The organism is Archangium sp., assembly GCF_036388035.1.
Taxonomy (GTDB): Bacteria; Myxococcota; Myxococcia; order Myxococcales; family Myxococcaceae; genus Archangium.
Genome location: NZ_DASVSO010000499.1, coordinates 1 through 3,826, shown reverse-complemented (window position 1 = coordinate 3,826; position 3,826 = coordinate 1). Strand labels below are relative to the sequence as shown.

Sequence of the window (3,826 nt, the reverse complement as noted above, 5' to 3'; positions counted from 1 at the left end):
GCGGCTACAGCACGAGCAACCCGGAGATGGAGAGCTACAGCGTCGCGGCGGCGGGCACCTACTACGTGAAGGTGGTGGGCTACGCGGGTGCGACGGGCAGCTACTCGCTCAACGTGACCGGAGCCGGCGTCCAGCCGTAGTCGTCACGCGGGGCTCCCGGGCGCGCTTTCGCGCGACTTGTCCACTAAGTGGACAGGTTCGCGCATCGCGCGACCGGGAGGGGGGTCAGTGGGAGGGCCGCCCCTCCCCATCCGGATGGAACACCGTGGGCTCCCACTCCTCGCCCTCCGCCACGGTGGGCTTGTTCAGCGGCGGGGTGCCCGGGTCGCCGAGGCGGGTGGAGGGCCGGCCGTAGTCGCGCTCGTAGATGCGCACCACGGCGAGGAAGAAGGCCACAATGAGCGGCCCCAGCAGCAGGCCGATGGCGCCGAAGACGGACAGGCCTCCGAGCAGGGCGAAGAAGATGATGGCGCCGTGCATGTGCATGCCGCGCTTGGCGAGCAGGGGCTTGATGACGTTGTCGGAGAGCCCCACCACGACGACGCCCCAGATGAACAGCACGAGGGCGGCCACGGGGTGCCCGGTGGCGAGCAGCAGCAGGGAGGCGACCACGCACACCGAGGCGGCGCCGATGGCGGGGATGAGGGCGAAGAAGAACGTCACCGCCGCGAAGAAGATGGGGACGGGCACGCCGGTGATGAGGTAGCCCACCAGGGCCGCCACCGCCTGCACGCCCGCGGTGGCGATGGTGGACACCAGCACCGTCTTGGTGACGCTGCGGAACTCGGCCAGCAGCTCCGTCGTCTGCCCGCGCTTGAGGGGAGACACGCTCTCCAGCCACGCGACGAGCTCCTTGCCCTGCACCAGCAGGAAGAAGAGCGCGATGAGCATCATCACGGTCTGGAAGACCACCGAGCCCGTGGTCGCCACCACCCCACCCACCGTCTGGGCCGCGCTGGCGCCTCGGGTACTCAGCTGCTCCTGCACGGTCGTCCACACCCCGGCGCTCTCCGTCTGGAAGCGCTCCAGCATCCGCCCGGCGGGCTCCTGCAGAAAGCCGGGGACGTAGGTCAGCAGTCCCTGCAGCCCCCGCTGCTCCACCGTGGTGGAGATGAAGTTCACCCCCTCGATGATCTCGGAGACGATGAAGGCGGTGAGGCTGGCGAGCGGCGCCAGCACGGCCAGGATGGTGCCTACGCAGATGAGGCCGGCCGCCAGTCCGCGTCGACCCCGGAAGCGCCGCGTCAACCACGTCTGCAGGCCGTAGAAGGCCCCGGCGAGCACCGCGGCCAGGAAAAAGGCCTCGAAGAAGGGCGAGGCGACCCAGAACACCAGGGCAATGGACAGCAGGATGAGCCCGATGAAGACCCGACGGGCGACTTTTTCCGTGGCCATGGTCGGACGATGGGGGCGCCCCCCAGCGAGCGGAAGGGGTGGGGGTCCGCCTGGCTGGTTGCTCCGGACAGTTGCTCGGTACTTGGGGAAGCGAGCAGGCCGGGTAGAGTGCGCGCCCCATGCCGTCCTTCGACTCGAACCTCTTCCCCCTCTGGCTCGTCCAGGCGCTGTGCTCCCTCTTCCTCGCCATCACCTTCCTCCAGTCCGGCCTGGACAAGGTGATCGACTGGAAGGGCAACCTGGGGTGGCTCACCGGACACTTCGCCAAGAGCCCTTTGCGCGGGGTGGTGCCCCTCCTGCTGGCCACCCTCACCGTCATGGAGCTGGCCTCCGGCGCGGTGAGCGCGGCTGGGGTGGTGGCACTGGTGCTCTCCGGGGGTACCCGGCTGGCCATGGGGGGGGCGGCCCTCTCGGGGCTCTCCTTCGTGGCCCTCTTCTTCGGCCAGCGCATGGCCAAGGACTACGCGGGCGCCGCGGGCCTGGTGCCCTACTTCCTCGTCAGTCTGGTCGCCCTCTTCGCCCTGCGCGGCTGAAGTGTCCGGCGTTAGGCACTCCTGAAGGGGCGGGAAGCCGCCCGCCGTAGTACGCTGGCCCCCCCCGGCCACCCTCCAGGGGGGCTGGGGAAGGCCCATGGAACGTCTGCGCTTCTTCCTGAATGACCGACCCGTCGAGGAGACGGGGCTCTCTCCCACCACGACCCTGCTGCGCTACCTGCGCGACAGGGCGCACCTGACCGGCACCAAGGAGGGCTGTGCCGAGGGCGACTGCGGGGCCTGCTCCGTCGCCGTGCTGGAGCACGATGGCCAGGGCGCCCCGGCCCTGCGCGCGGTGAACGCCTGCCTGGTGCTGCTGCCCATGGTGCAGGGCAAGCACGTCTACACGGTGGAGGCGCTCAAGGAGAGCGGGAAGTACCACCTCGTCCAGGAGACGCTGGCGCGCGAGCTGGGCTCGCAGTGCGGCTACTGCACGCCGGGCGTTGCCATGGCGATGCTGGAGGCCTGCCACCGCCGCGACCTGGACGAGCCCTGGAAGCTGGACGCGCAGATGTGCGGCAACCTGTGCCGCTGCACCGGCTACCGGCCCATCCGCGAGGCCGCCGCTCGCGTGGCCGGCCAGCGCCCCCCGGACCGCTTCGCCCGCGCGCTCGCCGAGACGCAGCCCGAGCCCATGGACCTCGCCTATGAGGCCGGTGCCCAGCGCTTCTTCACCCCCGGCACGCTGGACGCGCTCTGGGACGTGCTGGAGAGGCACCCGGAGGCCCGCTTCGTGGTGGGCGGCACGGACCTGTCGCTGGAGGTGACCAAGCGCTACGCGGAGCCTCCCCTGCTGGTGTCGCTGGAGGCCCTGCCCGAGCTGCGCGCGCTGGAGCCTCGAAACGGTGGGCACCGCGTGGGCGCCACGGTGCGGCTGACGGACCTGGAGGACTACGCGCGCGCCGCGTGCCCGCCCCTGGAGCGGATGCTGCGCTACTTCGGCTCGCGGCAGATCAAGAACCGCGCGACGGTGGGGGGCAACCTCTGCACCGCCTCGCCCATTGGGGACCTGGCGCCGGTGCTGCTCGCGCTCGGAGCCGAGGTGGTGCTGCGCTCGCGGGCGGGCGAGCGGAGGATGCCGCTGGAGGACTTCTTCCTGAGCTACCGGCGCACGGCGCTCGGCAGGGGCGAGGTGCTGGCGTGCGTGGACGTGCCGGTACAGCCCGAGGGCGCCCGGGCCCTCGCGTACAAGGTGTCCAAGCGGCGCGAGCTGGACATCAGCGCCGTGTCCGCGGGCTTCCGGGTGGTGGTGGACGGGGAGGGGAAGGTGACGGAGGCGCGGCTGGCCTATGGCGGCATGGCGGCCACGCCCTCGCGGGCCCGGCGCACCGAGGCCGCGCTGATGGGCCAGCCCTGGACGGAGGCCACCGTGGAGGCGGCCCTGGCCCGGCTGGACGAGGACTTCAAGCCCCTGTCCGACCATCGCGGCTCGGCGTGGTACCGCGCCCAGGTGGCGAAGAACCTCCTGCGCGGCTTCTTCCTCGAGACCCAGCAATCGCCCATGCCCCGGCTCGCGGAGCAGCACTCGGCCACCGTGCAGGTGAGGTAACCCGGATGAGCACGCTTCCTTCTTCTCCCGACTCCGCCCGCGCCGAGCAGCCCGCGCCGGCCCGCACGCCCCTGCATGCCCCGGCCCCGCACGAGAGTGGCCTGAAGCACACCAGCGGCGAGGCCCTCTACGTGGACGACATGCCCCAGCCTCCCGGGCTGCTGGTGGGGCACCTCGTCACCTCGCCGCACGCCCACGCGCGCCTGCTGCGCCTGGACGTGTCGCGGGCCCGGGCCCTGCCCGGCGTGCTCGCCGTGCTCTCGGCCGGGGACATTCCGGGCCACAACCAGGTGGGCGCCGTCTTCCACGACGAGCCCCTGATGGCCCAGGTGGGCGAGGAGGTGCACTT

General features: G+C 71.6%; 3 protein-coding genes and 1 pseudogene. 3 read left to right on the top strand and 1 reads right to left on the bottom strand.

The window, feature by feature from the left end; genetic code table 11:
• Window positions 1–225: 225 nt before the first annotated feature.
• Window positions 226–1,395, bottom strand: a complete 1,170-nt coding sequence (locus VF697_RS20180) for an AI-2E family transporter (RefSeq protein ID WP_331097379.1) — start codon at window positions 1,393–1,395, stop codon at window positions 226–228.
• Window positions 1,396–1,514: 119 nt separating this feature from the next.
• Between VF697_RS20180 and VF697_RS20175 the strand changes: the two genes are divergently transcribed.
• The 3 genes and pseudogenes from VF697_RS20175 to VF697_RS20165 form a co-directional block, all read left to right on the top strand.
• Entirely contained in the window at window positions 1,515–1,928 is a 414-nt protein-coding gene (locus VF697_RS20175) for a DoxX family protein (protein WP_331097378.1), read from the top strand.
• Window positions 1,929–2,025: 97 nt separating this feature from the next.
• Window positions 2,026–3,477, top strand: coding sequence for a xanthine dehydrogenase small subunit (xdhA, locus tag VF697_RS20170; protein ID WP_331097377.1), 1,452 nt, complete (start codon window positions 2,026–2,028; stop codon window positions 3,475–3,477).
• A gap of 5 nt (window positions 3,478–3,482) precedes the next feature.
• A pseudogene (locus tag VF697_RS20165) lies at window positions 3,483–3,826 on the top strand (xanthine dehydrogenase molybdopterin binding subunit); the annotation flags it as partial.

Coding starts and splice junctions, on each gene's coding strand:
- VF697_RS20180 (WP_331097379.1), bottom strand. CDS start 1,395: ATGGCCACGGAAAAAGTCGCCCGTCGGGTCTTCATCGGGCTCATCCTG.
- VF697_RS20175 (WP_331097378.1), top strand. CDS start 1,515: ATGCCGTCCTTCGACTCGAACCTCTTCCCCCTCTGGCTCGTCCAGGCG.
- xdhA (WP_331097377.1), top strand. CDS start 2,026: ATGGAACGTCTGCGCTTCTTCCTGAATGACCGACCCGTCGAGGAGACG.